Genomic DNA, 16,559 nt, shown 5'->3' with positions numbered 1-16,559 from the left:
GGCTGCCTTCACCGGGAAAACGTCCTGCCGTTGCTGCCGGCCCCGGAAGCCGAGGTCAACCTGCCCATCACGATTCGCGCAGGGCGCGCATGCCGAACCTCAGCCTGTGCAGCTGATCACGTGCGATGAGGGCGAGGACCAGCAGGTAGGCCACTCCTCCCACCATTGACAGCACGAGAAAGCGCAGCAGGGACATCATCGGAAGATCGAGACTTCCCAGTGCGATGTGGTCCACCTGACGGTATGCCTGCATGGCCCACCATGCAGCCGCCGCTGCCAGGACGGGCCGCCATAGCTGCTGCATCCAGCTTGACGCCCGCAGACCGAGCGCCTTTCGCAGCAACCAGAGATTCAATGGCGTGACCAGGAGCTGCGACACCACCACGGCATGCGCAACCACCTGCAGTCCCTTGCCGTGAAAGGCCCAGGCCGAGAACAGCGCCGCAGCGGCGCGCGCTGCGGACAGTAACAGGGAGAGAGAAGGGCGGCCGAGCGCCGTCAACGCGGCCGTATCGAACTTCTGCAGGACCTGGAGCGCCCCGAGCAGGGCGAACGGCGCGAGGACCTGCGCGGCGGCCGACCAGCGCGGACCGAAGGCGATGTCCGCGGCTTCGGGCGCGGCTGCCGAGAGGACGATCCAGGCCGGCGTCGAGACCAGGGCGACCGCCGCGACCGACGAAAGGTAGGCTTCGCGGAGCCGGACCGGGTCCGCAGCAAGCCGCGCAAAGCCGGCCTGCGCGACATCGCTGAGCGCGAGGCCAAGCAGTTGCACGAAGATGTAATGCAGCTTGGTACCGACTGCGAACAGGCCGAGCGCCGGCGCGCCGAGCAGGGCGCCGATCAGCAGCTCGGTACCGCGGCCGGCGCCGAATTCCACCAGGCGCATCCCCGTGACCTGGGCGCCAAAACCCGCAAGCGCGGCAGCGGGCGTGAAGTCAGGGCGGACAAAGGGGTTCCATGCCGGCCTGCACCAGACGATGAGGGTATTGATCGCAGCCGACAGCAGCATCTGCGTGACCAGCGCCCACACGCCGTGTCCTGTCGCGGCGAGGTATACGCCGACGAAACCTCCCGCGACAGTGGACACCACGGTGCGCAGCGCCAGGCGGCGGAACTGGAACGTGCGCCGCGCCATCGCTTCCTGGGTGAATCCGGCGCTTGAGATCAGCAGCGTCAGGCAGCCGACCTGCAGCACTTCCGCGAGACCATGCATCCCGACCAGGGCTTCAATGCGATCGGCCAGCAGCCACAGGCAGCCGGCAAGCAGCAGGGCGGCGACCACATTGACGAGGAGTACCGCGGTAAGCAAGGGTGGATCCACCGCGGGGCGCTGCACCACGGCCTGCACCATCCCGTGGTCGACGAAGATCTCGAAAAACACGAACACGGCGAACGCTGCCGAGAACAAGCCCATCTCTTCAGGCGTGAGCACGCGCACGAGCTGGAAATAGATGACGAAGCCGGCAAGGCGTCCCCCCCAGCTTCGGCACAGTGACCACAGTACGCTGGACAGGATGGGCGGGGTCATCGTCCGGCCTCCGGTTCGCAGGTCAGCAAGGTATGCAAGGTGCAGGACATCCTCAGCTCACTTCCGGCTGCAAGCGCCAGCCGGACAGGCCCGTCCGCACGCAGGTGCAGAGGTCCGCGGCGGACAGTTCCCGGAGCGCGACCAGCGTAAGCCCGACCAGCAGCTTGCGCATGACCTGGACGACCAGGGCGGGCCGCTTGCGCGCACCCCGGGACAGGGCAAACAGGCTGCCGGCGAAGTAGCGGGAACGCACCCATCGCATCCGGTCGCGGTGCCCCACCAGCGGCGCGGCGCTGAGGAGGACGTGGCGGGCATGCGAGACACAGGCGCGCAACGTATAGTCGAGATCCTCACCGCCGTTGATGGCGGCCCCCAGGCCGAGCCTTTCGTCGAAACCGCCGATCGATTCCACCACGCTTGCACGCAGCATCAGCGTGTTGGAGGATACGGTGCGTACCAGTTCGCCGAGGCCCGCCAGCGGTCGGAACGCCATCGGGCCTGCGCCGGGCGCGAGGATCTGCGGCTCGGCGCCGTAGCTGCACGTCACCAGGTCGACAGACGCGCTGTTGGCAAACAAGGCGTTGACCTCGTTGAGCAGGTGCGTCGGATACCAGGCGTCGTCGTCCGGAAAGGCGACCCAAAGGGCGGACGCAAGGACACCGTCGGCGAGCGCCCGCGCCAGCAGGATATTCCGGGCCCGCGACAGGCACACGCGCTCCGTGATCGCGAGCAGGCGGACCGTGGGATCGACTGGCACCTGCAGCACACTCGGCACGCCGTCCGATGCACGTTGCAGCAGGATGTAGTGCCGCGTGGCGAGTCCGTGCTGACACTTCGCCTCGGCGATGCTGTCCAGGAGTCGCAACAGATCGTTCATCCTTGACGCACCCAGGTCACAGGTGGTGAACAGAATGATTCCCTGCCGTATCGTGTCGTGTCGGTCTTGCATGTTGTCGTTCCTCCCGGGGCTGATCATATGGTCAGTCAAGGCCGTTTTCGGCTGCCTGGCGCCGTTGCACTTCATCGGCACCGGCCAGCCTGCCGTATCGGCCGGCGTCGATGTCCTCGCGGATCACCTTCGCCGGGTTGCCGGCGACGATCGTGCGGGCGGGGACGTCACGATTGACCACGGCGCCGGCGCCGACAATCGCGTTGTCGCCCACCCGCACGCCGGGCAGGATGATGCTGCGCGCGCCGATGAAGCAGTTGCTGCCGACACGGGTATGCAGCCGGACCCCGCGCGTCAGGTCGTGGGTGAGGATGACCGCGTCGAAGGCAATGTAGGTGTGCGCGCCGACATGGACGCCGCGGGGATTGGTCTTGTCGAACCGGGCCGACAGGGAGAACTGACAGGTCGGGTGCAGGTCCATGCCGAACCCCTTGACGTACACGGTTCGCATGATGGAGATGATGACGCGCCGCAGCCAGGCGAAGTGAGCAAGTCGCAAGTTCATGTCAGGATATATACCGGTGGAAGAGGGCGGTTCGCGGCGACAATCCGCTGAGCCGCTTGATAAGCAGGGGACCGCCCAGGCCCGCGCAGAAGGTTACGATCAGCAGGGGGATGAACAGGTCCGCCCGGTAGGCGAACGCCTGCAGGAAAGCTGCCTTCGCAATGCCGATCGCGATGACGTTGAAGAGATAGATGGCCATTGACTGGCGCCCGCAGGAACCGAGCAGGACCTGCAGCCGCACCGGCAGCCATTGCAGGGCGGCAGGCACGGCGAGCGCCGAGGCCAGGCCGCACAGCAGCAGGCCGGCCGGGCGGTCGAGCGGCGCGGCAAGCAGCGACAGAAAGGCCACACCGAATAGGACGGAGGCGCCGGGGCCGACGCGCCTCTCCATCGCCTGAAGAGAATGCGCGACGCCGCCGGCGACGAAGAAGATGTAGAAGGCGGTGACCCGGTTGGCGAACAGCATGTCGGGTGGTGCGAGCGGATACAGGCAGGCGGCAAGCAGAATCATGGGCCCGAGACGCTGTCCGGCAAGACGGTACAGCAATGGCGTTGCGCTGCAGAACACGAAAAGCACGAACAGATACCACACCGTCAATGCGGGACTCCGCTCCGTGTGCGTCAGCAGGGACAGCAGCGCCTGCAACAAGGTGGGCGGCACGTCGTCCACGTGGACGCGTTGCGCAAGAAGCAGCTTGCCGCAGACCGTGAGCACGCCAAGCGCGAGGAAAGGCACCAGGAGCCGGTCGGCCCTGCGCAACACGTAGGCAGCAAGGCGGGCGGGCGGGGTCAGGTGGGCGCCGCTGTGGAAGAACACGTAGCCGCTGACGAACATGAACAGCGGCATGTGAAAGAGATAGACCTTGAACTTGAACAGTTCGTACCAGTCGGGGGACGCGAGCGACTGGTGCTTGACCAGGTGCGCGGCAACGACCAGCAGGATGGCCAGGCCCTTCACCTGCTCGACACGCTCGATACGCCCGGCGCCGGCACGGCATGAATAGCGATGCGCTGGCATCATGGCTTCTCCCGCCCGGCTTCCAACCGCGGCATGCCGAGCGCAATGCATAGCGGCGTGATCAGGGCATAACTGAGATAGAAGACATTGTCGGTGGCGGCATAGAGAAAGAAAACGGCGAGCAGCATCAGGGCGCTGAAGAATTGAAGCGGCGGCCGGCGGCCGACCGCGCCCAGGAAAAGCAAGGCCATGCCCGCCAGGAAAGCCGTTTCGCCGGCATAGCCGAGTTCCACCAGCAGCCGAAGGTATTCGTTGTGTGCGGCCGTGGTGTTGGTCAATCGTGTTACATGGTCGGGAATGAGCATGCCGTGGTGCCCGAATCCGACGCCGGTGAATGGATACCGTTCTACCCAGGGAAGAAGCGCTCCCCAGATCTTTTCCCTGCCGCTCGACGACCCGGACAGGATGCGGATCACGATCTGGCTGCCCGCGGTCATCAGGAAGGCACAGGAAAGCATTGATCCGCATGCGATCAATGCGAGCCGGGCGCCGGCGCTGCGCATCGACAGCAGCAGGATCTGCACGACGCTGGCCGTGGCGCATGCGGTCGGCATGCGCGTACCGGACATTGCACAGATCGCGAGCGCAAGCACGGCGAGCAGCAGGTAGCGAAAACGGCGGGTGCAACCATATTGAAAGCTGGCGGCGACGCTTCCGGCGTAGCTGGCGGCAGCCATGAAGGCGGGAATGGTAGCGCCTCCGAGGCGCATCGCCCCGGTGTGGTCGCGCATGTAGAGCGGCTTGCCGAATACGGCGGCCAGCAACATGCCATAGGCCAGCAGGGCGACCGGGATCCAGGCAACCGAGCGCAGCACCAGGCCGCGCTGCGCGTCGGACGGAGGCGCCAGGTAGAACGCCGCCAGGGAGAGCAGGGCAATGAGCGCAAACAGGGCGCGTCCCCAGGAATAGGCCGGAAAAGGCGTGAGGAGGCCCGCCGCCAGCACGGCGGCACTTACCAGGCCGAGGCCGGCCGCGGCAACCGGGTCGAGGGCCTTTCCGTGCAGGTAGCAGGCCGCCGCGGCGAGAAAAAGCAGCTTCTCGAATGCGTTGATATTGCCGAGCCCGAGCACCTCGCCGAAATTCAGGATCAGCACCGAAAGCGCCAACATCCAGGCAATCGCAAAGCCATGTTCCCGCAGCCCGCTGCCTGGCGGCTGAGGCAGTCGCGGAAAGACCGGTCCCGTCGTCATGAGCGTCGGCATGGTGCTCAAAATTCGTTGAGGACGGCGCCGGCGACGGCGATACCTCCGGCATGAAGCTGGGTGCCGAGTGCCTGCATGTCGCGCACCGTGGTGCGATGCCTGCGCGCGACGACCAGCAGGCCGCCCGTGCAGGCTGCGACCACGAGTGCGTCGTCGGCCGTCGCGAGCGCCGGCGTGTCATACAGGACCACGTCGTACTGGGAACGCAGGCGTTCGCGCAGCGCGTCGAAGCGCCGCCGGCTGAGCAGTTCCTGCGGATTGGGAGCGGGCGTGCCGGCGCACAGGACGGACAGTGAGGGAATGATGTCCAGCGCGGCCACCGATTCCAGTCCGGCGCGGCCGGCCAGGATGTCGGCCAGGCCGCGACGGTTGCGCAGGTTGAAGATCGCGTACTGGCGCGGCGTCCGCAGGTTCGCGTCCACCAGCAGCGTGCGGTCGCCCTGCTGCGCGAACATGACCGCCAGGTTGGCTGCCATCAGGCTGACACCATCGCCCTGGCTGACGCCGGCCAGTGCGAGCTCCGACCGCCCGCACTGGAACCAGCTGCGGACAAGCCTGGCCCGGAGACTGCGCATGGCTTCCATCTCACGGCCGAAAGGCCGATAGGCCGCCTGCAGTTCCGGCGCAAGGCCCCCGGCTTCCGGGCGCAGGAAGCAGTAGTCAAACTGTCTCGCGAGGGCATGCTGGACGTCGATGGCCTCGACCGCACCGAGCTTGAGGGCGGCCTCGCCAAAACGCAGCTGCTTTTCCTTCTGCAGGATCAGGATGCGCTCGATGTCGGCAGGAGCAAGCTTGCCGGCTTCGACCAGCAGACGGCCGATGACGGGCTGGGGGGAGGTGGCGCCGACGGGCACCGCGGAGACATGGGAGACGGGATTGTTCATGGTATTCCATTCATCGGCTTGTTCGGGTCGATTCGACGTGCCGGCGTACCGGCTCGTCCCCAGCTTGCTACCTCGCTTGCTTGCTAGCCATGCAGTCCCGCTTCAGGGCATGCAACGCCCCGAGCAGCCGTTCGACGGCGGCATGGTGCGCGCTGTCGCCGCTGAGGGTCGGCTGCCCCCTCGCGGCGAGCGCGGAGAGCGCGAACACGACAGCGTCCTCGGCCTGGTCGCGGTTCGGTTGCGGCGGCATGGTTCCCCGCCACAGACCGGCCCGGTGCAGGCCTCGCTTGATCCCGGTGCGCAAGCGCTGCAAGCATCCGGCTTGTGCGGCCATGTGGTGCCCGTCCCATAGCCGCGGGATGCTGTGCGGCCGGTAGGCCATGCGCAGGGATGCACACCAATCGATCCACTTGAAGTCGAGGATGTGGTCGTAGCACGCGACCGGAATCCAGGGAACGCGAAAGGCATCGGCCACGATGGCGGCATGCATTGCCTCGGCGATGACCAGGCGGGACGACCGTATGCGGGCGACGGTGATCCTGACGTCGTCCGCCGGGTCGAGGTAGGCAAGTCCTGCCTTCGCACAGATGGCACGCCAGTCCGCATAGCGCAGGCTGACGTGGTGCGGCATGTAGCAGACCGCTCCGCTGTATGGCGGCGCGGGCGGGGCCATTCGGGTGAGCAGAACCGCCGGATCCGTCATGGCGAGCGACGGGTCCAGCCCCAGGCGTTGCGCCGACCGCGGTCCGCGCACGCAATAGAATTTCCACTTGTCGTCGATGGCCGGCAGCGCGTGATAGCCAACGCCGGAGCCGAACACAAGCTTGCGCGGGCGCACCGGCGCTTTTGAATTGATCAGGGTGCCGATCCCGACGAGCAGCGTGGAGGGGTCGTCGTCGAAGATTTCGGGCGCCAGCGCATCCCAGATCCACGGGTTCAGGTCATCGCCGAAATTTCCCTTCGGGTCCTTGTAGTAGAAGAGCTTCATTGCAGATCCTGTCGCGCGCCGGGCGCATTCGCAAGGAAAGGCGACATGAACGGACGCCGCCATCGGAAGGCGAGGCGACCGAGACGAAGGCCGACGATGGCCGGCAGGCGCCGCAATGCGACGAAAATGAACTGGGGAGCCCTGGACAGGGCAAGCGCGGCATCCGCATATCGCCGCTCCCGCAGCGGGCAAAGCACCTCGTAGAAGACGAGCAGGTCGCGCGCCTTCTCCATGCGCCGTGCCAGCGCCTGCTTGAGCCCGGGCCGGGCGGCGATGCGGTCGTCGGCAAGCAGACGACGGTTCAGGGCAACCGCCGCGGCTGCCATTGCCAGCCGCCGCGTCGTCAGCGACCCGGTGTCGCCGCGCCGCAGGAAGTAGCGCGGCTCTCGCAACACCAGCAGGCGCACATCGTCGACCAGCCACCCGAGGTACAGCAGGTAGTCTTCGCCGTAGCGCACGCGCACGTCGTAGCGGTGCCCGCGCTCGGCAAACAGGCGGCGGCGAAACAGCGGCTTCAGGGCACCGATCTCATGCGACACCAGTGCCACGGCGCACAGGAAGCTGCGGTCCGGGGTCGCGCAGGCGGCCTCCAGCAGCAGGGTCGAGCGCGCGCGTCGCGTGCCGTTGTCTACGATGAACAGGTCGTCGGCAACCGCATCCGCATCATGTAACCGCGCCTCGACGAGCATCGCCTCGAGCCGGTCGGGCGTGAACCAGTCGTCGGTGTCGATCAGCGCGATCCATTCGCCGCGGGCCGCGGCGATGCCGGCATTCCGGCTGTAAGCAGGTCCGCTGTTGCAACGGTTGCGGATGAGCCGGATCCTTGCGTCAACGATGCGTTCAACGACCGTGGCGGTGTCGTCGGTCGAAGCATCATCAACGACGATCAGTTCGAGATCGGCGAGTGTCTGCGCCAGCACCGAGTCGATTGCCTGCCGTATGAAGCGCGTGGCGTTGTAAGCCGGCATGACGATGGAAACCAGGGGCGGTCGCGGACGAAGAACGGCGTGGCATGTCGTGTCATCAGTCATGGGTTCGGTCCTTTCCGGCAGCGCCGGTCCCTCGGCGGCGCGACTGTCGTCACCCGCCGTTGCGTCAGTTGAAATGTCATTTATCTGCCGGAAAGCAGGCGGAGGCCGTGCCCCCGGCGCTTGTCCGAATCCTCCGCCAGGGCGGAAGACCAGGTGAACGCGGCCAGGACCGGCGCCTGAAGCGCGTCGGCGAGATCGGCCGCGGACCGCACGCGGCGGCGGAAAAACTCGATCGTCAGCGCAGATCCTGTTCCGATGACCAGGCCAAGGAAGACGGCGATGGCGATGTTCAGCGGCAGACGGGGGAACCACGGTTCGGTCGGTACGACGGCGCGGTTGAGCACCGAGACGTCCGGCAGGTTGGCATGGCCTTCAAGGCTGGTCTGGTTGAAGCGCTGCACTGCATTGTCGTGGGCGCGGCGAGCGCTTTCGACGTCTTTGGCAAGGACGGAAAGCTGGTCCCGCGCGCGGTTCAGCTCGAGCACCCTTGCCTTTTGTTCCGCCACGGCCGCCCGCAGGTCGCGCTCACGCTGCTCGAAGGCGCGCGCATTGCTGCTGATGCTGCCTGAAGTGGCCTTGATGTTCGCGGCAAGCTCGGTGCGCAGCTTCTCGACTTCCGCCTTGGCTGCCTGGTAGAGCGGATGCTGGTCCTGGAATTTCTCGGTGATGCTCGCCAGCTCTGCCTCCGCCTGTGCCAGCGATGCCTTCAGGTTCTGGATGAGCAGATTGGAGATGACCTCCGGCGCTTCCCGTCCTCCGGTCGCCTGCGCCTCCTCCCGCCGGGAACTGGCATCGATGCGCTGGGCCTGCACCAGCACCAGCTGCGACGACAGTTCGTTGAGCCGGGCGGACTCCACGTCCAGCCGATTGTCCGTGTCCACGATGCCCTTTTGCTGCTGATACATGGACAGTCGGGTCTGCGCCTGTTCAAGGTCCTCCCGAAGCGCGCGGATCTGGGCGGTGAAGTAGGCGGAGACTTTCTTGAGCGGATCGGTGTTGAGCTGGACGCTGGTCAGCAGGTATTGCGAGGCGAACGCATTGGCGACTTCCGCGGCAAACGCCGGGTCCCGGGCCTTGTAGCTGATCTCCATCACGCTGCTCTCCCGCGAGGGCGTAACCCGTACGCGCCGCTGCAGCTGGTCGGCGATCCATTGGCGGATGTCCCCCGCGCCGTCGGCCTCGAACTGCTGTACAAACGACGGGTTATCGGCGAGCCGAAGCGCGTCCACGACCTTGAGCGCGACGTTCTTGCTCAGGATGATGTCGATCTGGGTGGCGACATAGCCCGGCATCAGCTGCGGCGACATGGTGAGCCCCGAAACCGGGTCGACGCCCTTGTAGTTCAGCACCAGATTGGTGGTCGCCTTGTAGGTCTTCGGCCAGAGGAGGCTGACGACGAGCGCACAGGCGACGGTTGCAAGGAGGGTCTGCAGGATGAATCGCAGTCTTGCACGAAGCACGTTAGCTATCTGATCCAGAGTCATCTGTGTCCTTCACGTTGCCTTGATGGTCGTTCCCGGAAAGCGGGGAGGCGGGTTCGGGCCCTGGAAGGAAAACCGTCACCGACGATTCCTTGCGGCTGGCGCGGGTGCATGCGTGTGCATCCGCATCCGGAAGAACAGGCTCGCCGGCAAGGTCGATGACTAAAAGTACCGCATTACATTAGGGAATCCATGCGTTTGGCCATTGCTTTTGATGTGTCACAACGGAATCCCAACCTTGGTACAGCATCTGACAAACACAGCAATACGCAGGATTGTGCGCGCACAAGAAGGCGGAAAACCTCCGCCTTCCTGCTGCGGGACGCCGGTCCCGCGTTGACTGACCGGCGGTGACGATGCGTGGCGTCGTTTGCTTTGCGCCGTCAGGAACATTCGCTTCGGCGGCGGGGTCGCAGTTATTTTGTGGAGGTTGCAATGAACCGTGAAAATAGCGATGCCACCAGCGGGCAGGCAGGCAAGCAACAGGGCAAGCTCGAGAATCTCGCGCAGACGATCAACCCGCCAAGCAGGGAAATCAGCGACGAGGAACTGGCGGATCCGGGGGCGAACATTCCGCGCAAGCCGATGGACCAGCTGGATGAATCACGCGCGCCGAGGACCCGGCGCTAGCGGCGGTGGGCGGCGGGGCTGCCCGCCGTGGCGGTGCCCCCGGGAACACAAACGCAGCAACCGGGCGGTTGCCTGGCGCGACGGCCCGGCCGTGCAGCCGCCGGGCGGCGGCTACATGACGAAGAAAATCAGCCCGAGGCCGGCGAGCATCGCGGCGACGAGCATGGTGACGAGGATCGGCGGTTTCAAAATGGCTCCTTTCGCGTGTTGAAGACAATGCCGTTTTGAAAAGGGACGACGGAAATCGTTCCACCGGTTCCGGCCTGCCCGGCGATACATGTCCAGGCGCGGGCAGCCTTGCCCGAAGTCGATCGGCCGCCACGCCGGCCGAACCGAAAGTTGTTAAGTCGATCAAACGGGCATGAACCGTGCAATCAAAATCATCGCGGTCGGCCTTGCCGTCCTCGTCGCGCTGCTGGTGCTGCTGGTCGCTCTGGCGGCGAGCTTCGACTGGAACCGCGCAAAGCCGTGGATCAATGAGAAGGTCAGCGCGGCCACCGGCCGCGAATTCGCGATCAACGGCGATCTGTCCCTGAACTGGGAGCGTCCGCCGGAGGAACAGCACGGGTGGCGGCGGCTTGTCCCGTGGCCACACCTGCGCATGAACGACGCCGTGCTGGGCAACGCGGAATGGGCCAAGACCGGGCCGCAGATGGCGAAGATTGCCCAGGCCGATGTCAGCCTCAACCTGCTGCCGCTGTTGCGCAGGACGATCAGCGTTGATTACATCGTGCTGACCGAGCCTGACCTCGTGCTGGAAAAAAGCGAGGACGACAAGAACAACTGGACCTTCCCGAAGAAGGATGAGGAGCCGCAGCAAGATTCGAAGTGGGCGCTCGATGTCAACCACCTGACAATCCGTGAGGGAAAGGTGCGCTACGTGGACCCGGTGAAGTTCGCCGATGCCACCGTGCACATCAATACGACGCCCGACGGCGCGATGACCTTCAGGCTCGACGGCAAGTTCAACGACGAGAAACTCAGCGGCGGCGGCAAGACGGGCTCGCTCCTCGCCTTGCGCGAGAGCGGCGGCCATCGCTATCCGGTGCAGGCGGAAGTCAAGGTTGGCGGAACGACGATCACGGCGGACGGCACCCTGACCGATCCGACCCATCCAAGCGCGCTCGACATCAACCTGAAAATACTGGGCGCCAGCATGGCCGACCTGTTCCCGCTCAGCGGCGTCGTCTTGCCGGAAACACCCAAGTTTTCCACCGAGGGGCGCGTGGCCGGCACCTTTGAAAAGGGCCGGATGCGCATCCGCTACGAGAAGTTCAAGGGACGCGTGGGTGACAGCGATATCGGCGGCACGCTGGAGTACCAGCAGCAGGAGCCCAGGCCGATCCTGCGCGGCGAGGTGACGTCCAACATGCTGAACCTGAAGGACCTGGGTGCGATGGTGGGGTCGGGCGACGACAACAACAAGAAGAAGGACGAGCCGAAGATCCCGCCCGGGAAAGTACTGCCGGTCTCTCCATTCAAGACGGAGCGCTGGGGGAAGATTGACGTGCAGGTCACGTTTGCCGGGAAGAAGATCGTGCGGTCGGAAGCACTGCCGATCGACAACCTGCATACCAGCGTCAGGCTGGAGAATGGCGTTCTCTCACTGGCCCCGCTCGATTTCAGCATTGCCGGCGGCAAGCTTACGGCCGAACTCTCCATCAACGGCAGCGCCGAGCCGGCAAAGGCGCGCATGAAGGTGTCGGCGCGGGGTCTCAAACTGAAGGAGATGTTTCCGGCGGTGGAGGAGATGGATGCGAGCATCGGCCAGATTAACGGCGACGCGCAGCTGACCGCGGCGGGCAATTCAGTCGCGGCGCTTCTGGCGTCAATGAACGGCGAGGTGAAGTCACTGGTGAGCCAGGGCAGCGTGAGCAAGTTCATCCTGGAGGCCGCCGGCCTGAACGTCGGCAGCGCCGTCATTGCCAAGGTGTTCGGCGACCGCCAGGTGCCGCTCAACTGCATGGCGGTCGACCTTGCGGTGAACGACGGCATCCTGCAACCGCGGATCTTCCTGCTCGACACCGCGGACGCGACGATCAGGGTGGAGGGCAATGTGAGTTTCCGGGATGAGCGGATGAACCTGACGGTCCTGCCGGACAGCAAGGGCATCCGCGTCATTTCCTTGCGATCCCCGCTCTATGTCGGCGGCACCTTCAAGAATCCGGACGTCGGAGTGGACAAGGGCGTGATCGCGCTCAAGGCAGGCGCCGCCGCGGTGCTCGGGACAGTTGCGGCGCCATTTGCGGCCCTGCTGGCATTGATCAACCCGGGACCCGCCGGCGACCCCCCGTGCAAGGCCTTGCTTGCGGAGGCCGCCGAGAAGCCGCAGGCACCTCCCCCCGGCAAGCGGACGACGCAGCGTCAGGGGCGCGAATGATCGCCGGGAAAATGATGGGAACCGGCACGCGCGGACCGCGCACGGCGTCGCCGACAGCAAGGGAGCCGGAATGACGCCTTGCCCGGACTGTGCGGCGCTCAGGGACGCCCCGACCAGCACTTCGCCGCACGCCAACCTGTTGCTCCACTCCGATGTGGCGATCAACTTCAGTGCAACGGCCACCGGGCGGGTCGAATACTACCTGTGTCACCGTTGCGGCGCGCAATGGGAACGCACCCGCGCGCGCAGCGAGCCGGATGCCACCTGGCGGTCCAGCAGCAAGCCGCTGGACTGAAGAGGAGAGTGCCGCGTCACCTGCGCGTCTACGCAAGTCGGCGCTCACTTGCTGCGCTAGTCTGTTGGATCGCGGGAGAGAATATGCATCCACAGCCCGTCGCCCGTCGTCGGGCCGGCGTGAACCGGTGCCGTCCACGCCTGGCCGCATGCGCTGCCGGGCTTGCGCTCGGCATGCCGTTGCTTGCCGCCGCGCTTGGAAGCTGGCACGGCTGGCCTCCGAACTTCGGCAAGGATGGTCGTCTCGTGGAAGTGACCGGGTTTGGCAGCAATCCCGGGCAGCTGCGGATGTTCACGTATGTTCCCCGGGGACTGGAGCCCGGACGGCCGCTGGTGCTTGCGTTGCACGGGTGCACACAGCAGGCCAATGGTTACGATGACGAGACGGGCTGGACCGCGATGGCCGATCGCTATCGCTTCGCCTTGCTGCTGCCGCAGGCGACCATCAACCTGGCGCGGTGCTTCCGCTGGTTCGACCCGGCCCACAGCAGTCGCGACCGCGGCGAGGCGTTGTCGCTGCGCCAGATGCGGGACAGGATGCTCGGCGAGCACCAATTGGATCCCGGCCGGGTGTACGTGACCGGCCTGTCTGCCGGAGGCGCAATGACCAGTGTCCTGCTCGCAGTCTATCCCGACCTTTTCGCCGGCGGCGCGATTGTCGCCGGGATTCCCTTCCGCTGCGCCGGCAACGAGAGCGAGGCGCAGCGGGATTGCGGGTTGTTCGGCAGACCCCTCGGCCCGGGCAGGAACAGGTCGGCGCAGGAGTGGGCCGCCCTGGTGCGGGCGGCAAGCCAGCACCCCGGCCCTTTCCCGCGCGTCTCCCTTTGGCATGGGACGCTGGACAACATGGTCCATCAGCAGGACCAGATTGCGTTGATGCAGCAGTGGACCGCTGTGCATGGGATCGACCAGGTCGCCGACGCCGAGCAGATCGAGGGCGGACACTTGCGCAAGGTGTACCGCAACGACGCCGGAGAGGCGCTGGTCGAGACCTGGCTGGTCAGCGGACTGGCCCACGGCGTGCCGGTCGATCCGGGCGAAGGGGCGGGGAAATGCGGCCGCGCCGCGCCTTTCGTCCTCACTGCCGGTATTTGCGCCAGTGAACGGATCGTGCAGTTCTGGGCGATTGAAAAATGACGAGGAACCGTGATGCCGATGACGAACGCAATGATGGCAGCGCCCAATCTGGCGCGGATCCGGGCAATCATCCTGCATGTCGAGCAGTCGCCCCAGTTTCCGGACAAGTGGATGCTGGCTATGGAGATCGAGGAAGCCGAATGCCTGAGCGGCCCGCATTTCGCGCGCCCCGCGCTGCGGGCCCATGCCTTCACGATCCGGGCGTCCTGGGATCTGCCGGTGCCGGTGCGGGTGGAGGCCGAGGCGGAGTATCTCGGCGGCGCGCGGAACGGCGTCTTTCAGCTGAAGAATCTGTACCCATGTCGTTAGGGACAGCCATGGCGGATGCCCGCGCAAGGCTCAGGACGATACGCGGCGAAGCAGTTCTCGACTGCGTGCCGGGGCCGATACGGGACGCCACGCTCGTGCTGCGTGTCGAAGAGTGCAGCAGGGCGGACGCCGCCGCCGCCGTCGTGCTGGAGCATCGCATCTCCGGCATCGCCCGCGCCGCCGCGGACAGGAATCCGATACGTTTCGCACTGGCCTTGCCGGCCGGTGAACACGCCGTCAGCGCCGAATGGAGCGTGCGCGCCCAGCTCATCTGCAATCCGCTGCAGGGCCTGGCGCGAGGCGACTACGTCAGCACGCGCCGTTATCCGCTCGCAGGCGCCCGGGTGGGCGGCCTGCTGCGGATAGAGCTGGAACGCCTGCAGTAGGCATCATTTCCTGCCGCGCCCGGCACCGGCTTCCGGCGCCGCTGAGGGCTCACGCCGGGCAGCGGGCGCAGCGGCGCCAGCATCGGCCGAAGCGGCCGAGGCATTCGGGGCGGCCGGTTGCGGGAGATGTGCTGCACCCGCTTGCTCACGCGCCGTTGCGGCTTGCGCAGGGAAATCCATCGGCGCGGGCAGTTGCGCCTTGCCTGCCCCCTGCCCGGGGGAGCGCGCGCGGGCGCTTGCTTCGTCCAGTGGCGAAGGCAGCGCGCGTTCCCCCCCGAAGACGGACCCCGCGCTTCCCGGGTCGAAGGGCGTGGGCAGTCCCGCGACATTTGCTTCGGCCGAAAGCGCGCCGGCTCCCATCGGCGAGGGGAGGGCAGGGCCCGACCGGGACCCGGCCCGGTCGGCGGTACCGAGCCCGACAGACATTGCGCTATCCGGTGCGGGCAAGGCTGCATCGCCCGAAGCCTGCGACGCGCCGTCCGGCTGACCGCTTCCCGGCGCAAGGTTGAAATTGAAGACGATGTGCGGATTCATCTTGGTGTCTCCCCTAGGCGAGGTACATGATCGACAGGTCGCTGCCGTCCGCGAACACGTGGACACGGGCCGCGTTCGCCGTCGCATCGCACATGGCCGAGAACATGCTGGTCAGGCCGTCCGGCGCGTTCGGCCGCAACCTGCGCCAGCCGAGGCCTTCGATGTTCGCCCACGCGTTCTGGGCGTCGTTGGAGGCGAAGGTATTCCAGACCCGCTTGTTGTAGTGCCAGAGCCGGTAGATCGCGTGAATGGCGGCGATGTCGCCGGCGCTCAGCCCCGTGCGCTGCCCGATGACGACACCGGCCTGCAGCGGCTCTATCGTGGGCTCGCCGTTCCTTGAGAACGCGGTGGGTCCGTAGTGCATGATGGACCCGTAGTCATACGGGCCGATATCGTCGCCATCGGTGATCTGCTGGTCGAAGTTGTGCTCGCGGCCGGCCTCGATGTTCTCGTGGCGTATGCGGACGAAGCGGTTCCTGTCTTCCCGGCTCTGTTCATGCCACAGCCCGAGCGCGTGGCCGATCTCGTGGATCGCATTGCCGGTGGTGCAGCCGGTGTCCAGGCTGAGGTCCTGCCTGCCGCCGCGTCGGCCGATTTCGGACCAGCATCCACCGGCCGACGTGAAGTACACATAGTCAGGGTATTGTGCGGCATTGGCCGTCGTGCGCAGTACGAAGCGGATGGCGGTGTTGGCCTCCCAGTGGGCAATCGCGTCGGTCACCCTGGCCTGGGTTGGCAGGGCGGGGTCGATCGCATAGGGCATGAGGCCATCCGGCCAGCGAAACTGCTCGCCGGTGACCGCGACACCGCGGTCGATGTCGTCGCCCGCCGCGATTGCGGCGGCCCGCCGCTCCATCTCGTCGACCGAGCCCAGCACGATGCATCCCTCGTATACGGCGCGTCCGTTGACCGCCGTGTACTTGACCGGTTTGTTCCTGAAGGTCCTGCCGGAGATGTAGCCGGTCCGCACATCCCCGCCTTCCAGAAAGCCGTCGCTGTCAGCCATGATGTTTCTCCTTGGCGCACTCGCTTCAATTGAGATAGGCGATGGTGACGAGCTGTGTTGCGTCGTCGATGAATACCGTGACAGTGCGGTTGTTGGCCTTCGCCGCATTGAACATGATGTAGAGATTGGTAACGCCGTCCGCCGCGCCGGTCTTGATCCGCTTCCAGCCGAGGCCGGGAAAGCTGACCCACGCATTTTGTGCATCGTTGGAAGCGAACGTCTGGGAAACGCTGATGTTGTTGTTCCAGGCCATGATCTGACTCCTCGGAAAAAGACAGCGGCTACAGGGGAAACCGG

17 protein-coding genes are annotated in these 16,559 nt (G+C 65.9%); 6 read left to right on the top strand and 11 right to left on the bottom strand.

The genetic code is table 11. The features are described from left to right. Positions 1-67: 67 nt before the first annotated feature. The 9 genes from VIM12_RS12780 to epsF form a co-directional block, all read right to left on the bottom strand. Positions 68-1,528 (bottom strand): oligosaccharide flippase family protein, encoded by a 1,461-nt coding sequence (locus tag VIM12_RS12780; protein WP_331942018.1) that lies wholly within the window; start codon positions 1,526-1,528, stop codon positions 68-70. A gap of 52 nt (positions 1,529-1,580) precedes the next feature. Beyond that, positions 1,581-2,477 carry a hypothetical protein gene (locus VIM12_RS12775; RefSeq protein WP_331942017.1) on the bottom strand — a complete coding sequence of 299 codons (897 nt, stop codon included), beginning with the start codon at positions 2,475-2,477 and terminating at the stop codon, positions 1,581-1,583. Positions 2,478-2,508: 31 nt separating this feature from the next. Further along, on the bottom strand, positions 2,509-2,982 hold the full coding sequence (locus VIM12_RS12770; RefSeq protein WP_331942016.1) for an acyltransferase: 474 nt from the start codon (positions 2,980-2,982) through the stop codon (positions 2,509-2,511). Between the two features lies 1 nt (position 2,983). Then, entirely contained in the window at positions 2,984-4,003 is a 1,020-nt protein-coding gene (locus VIM12_RS12765) for an acyltransferase (RefSeq protein ID WP_331942015.1), read from the bottom strand. Continuing rightward, a complete protein-coding gene (locus tag VIM12_RS12760; RefSeq protein ID WP_331942014.1) occupies positions 4,000-5,202 on the bottom strand; it encodes an O-antigen ligase family protein in 1,203 nt (400 codons plus the stop codon). Before VIM12_RS12760 ends, VIM12_RS12765 begins: the two co-directional genes overlap by 4 nt. Positions 5,203-5,207: 5 nt before the next feature. Beyond that, positions 5,208-6,086, bottom strand: a complete 879-nt coding sequence (locus VIM12_RS12755; RefSeq protein ID WP_331942013.1) for a polysaccharide biosynthesis tyrosine autokinase — start codon at positions 6,084-6,086, stop codon at positions 5,208-5,210. 67 nt (positions 6,087-6,153) lie between these two features. Then, complete coding sequence (locus VIM12_RS12750; protein WP_331942012.1) at positions 6,154-7,074, bottom strand: polysaccharide pyruvyl transferase family protein; 921 nt, start codon at positions 7,072-7,074, stop codon at positions 6,154-6,156. Further along, entirely contained in the window at positions 7,071-8,105 is a 1,035-nt protein-coding gene (locus tag VIM12_RS12745) for a glycosyltransferase family 2 protein (protein ID WP_331942011.1), read from the bottom strand. The genes VIM12_RS12750 and VIM12_RS12745 overlap by 4 nt, the downstream gene beginning before the upstream one ends. 80 nt (positions 8,106-8,185) lie before the next feature. After that, the gene (gene epsF / locus VIM12_RS12740) at positions 8,186-9,589 is read right to left on the bottom strand and encodes a chain length determinant protein EpsF (protein ID WP_331942010.1); all 1,404 of its coding nucleotides are present in this window, start codon (positions 9,587-9,589) and stop codon (positions 8,186-8,188) included. A gap of 432 nt (positions 9,590-10,021) precedes the next feature. Here epsF and VIM12_RS12735 point away from each other — a divergent pair, with 432 nt between their 5' ends. The 6 genes from VIM12_RS12735 (at position 10,022) to VIM12_RS12710 (ending at position 14,722) form a co-directional block, all read left to right on the top strand. After that, positions 10,022-10,216 carry a hypothetical protein gene (locus VIM12_RS12735; protein WP_331942009.1) on the top strand — a complete coding sequence of 65 codons (195 nt, stop codon included), beginning with the start codon at positions 10,022-10,024 and terminating at the stop codon, positions 10,214-10,216. 361 nt (positions 10,217-10,577) lie between these two features. Next, a complete protein-coding gene (locus tag VIM12_RS12730; protein ID WP_331942008.1) occupies positions 10,578-12,596 on the top strand; it encodes an AsmA family protein in 2,019 nt (672 codons plus the stop codon). 70 nt (positions 12,597-12,666) lie between these two features. Continuing rightward, entirely contained in the window at positions 12,667-12,891 is a 225-nt protein-coding gene (locus VIM12_RS12725; RefSeq protein WP_331942007.1) for a hypothetical protein, read from the top strand. A gap of 83 nt (positions 12,892-12,974) precedes the next feature. Continuing rightward, positions 12,975-14,027, top strand: coding sequence for a PHB depolymerase family esterase (locus VIM12_RS12720; RefSeq protein WP_331942006.1), 1,053 nt, complete (start codon positions 12,975-12,977; stop codon positions 14,025-14,027). A 12-nt stretch (positions 14,028-14,039) separates the two neighbouring features. Then, a complete protein-coding gene (locus VIM12_RS12715) occupies positions 14,040-14,336 on the top strand; it encodes a hypothetical protein (RefSeq protein WP_331942005.1) in 297 nt (98 codons plus the stop codon). Beyond that, positions 14,327-14,722, top strand: a complete 396-nt coding sequence (locus VIM12_RS12710) for a hypothetical protein (protein ID WP_331942004.1) — start codon at positions 14,327-14,329, stop codon at positions 14,720-14,722. Before VIM12_RS12715 ends, VIM12_RS12710 begins: the two co-directional genes overlap by 10 nt. A gap of 547 nt (positions 14,723-15,269) precedes the next feature. Here VIM12_RS12710 and legP read toward each other — a convergent pair. Beyond that, positions 15,270-16,262 (bottom strand): Dot/Icm T4SS effector Zinc-dependent metalloprotease LegP, encoded by a 993-nt coding sequence (gene legP, locus VIM12_RS12705; RefSeq protein WP_331942003.1) that lies wholly within the window; start codon positions 16,260-16,262, stop codon positions 15,270-15,272. 25 nt (positions 16,263-16,287) lie between these two features. Continuing rightward, positions 16,288-16,515: a hypothetical protein gene (locus tag VIM12_RS12700; protein WP_331942002.1), complete on the bottom strand. Its 228-nt coding sequence runs from the start codon at positions 16,513-16,515 to the stop codon at positions 16,288-16,290. Positions 16,516-16,559 lie beyond the last annotated feature (44 nt).

Origin of the sequence: Noviherbaspirillum sp. (assembly GCF_036563305.1) — a bacterium.
Lineage (GTDB): Bacteria > Pseudomonadota > Gammaproteobacteria > Burkholderiales > Burkholderiaceae_D > Noviherbaspirillum.
This window is presented reverse-complemented; position numbering and strand designations above follow the sequence as displayed.